1 protein-coding gene is annotated in these 416 nt (G+C 54.1%); it reads left to right on the top strand.

The window, feature by feature from the left end:
- Positions 1 to 22 precede the first annotated feature (22 nt).
- Positions 23 to 416, top strand: a 394-nt coding sequence (locus tag ACEWB7_RS18145) for a hypothetical protein (RefSeq protein WP_411581109.1), incomplete at its 3' end; no start/stop codon positions are given.

Genomic DNA, 416 nt, shown 5'->3' with positions numbered 1-416 from the left:
GTACATGATTATGGTTCTGGTAGTGGTGATGGTACTGTTCCTGCTGACGCGTTTTCCGACCTGTAAAGTTGCGCAAACCGCGAGTCATAAACGTCCCTCGGCGCTGGATACGCTACGCTATCTCGCCAGTAACGCCCGCTTCCGTCGCGGTATTGTGGCGCAGTTCCTGTATGTGGGAATGCAGGTGGCGGTCTGGTCGTTCACTATTCGTCTGGCGCTGGAGTTAGGCGATATCAATGAGCGCGATGCCTCAACCTTTATGGTCTACAGCTTCGCCTGCTTTTTTATCGGCAAGTTTATCGCCAACATTCTGATGACGCGCTTCAACCCGGAAAAAGTCCTGATCCTTTACTCTGTGATCGGCGCGCTGTTCCTGGCCTATGTGGCGCTGGCGCCCAGCTTTAGCGCGGTATACG

The organism is Acinetobacter sp. NIOH-H-8, from assembly GCF_046635365.1.
Taxonomy (GTDB): domain Bacteria; phylum Pseudomonadota; class Gammaproteobacteria; order Pseudomonadales; family Moraxellaceae; genus Acinetobacter.
The sequence above is the reverse complement of the archived record's forward strand: the minus strand, read 5'-3'. Positions and strand labels throughout refer to the sequence as shown.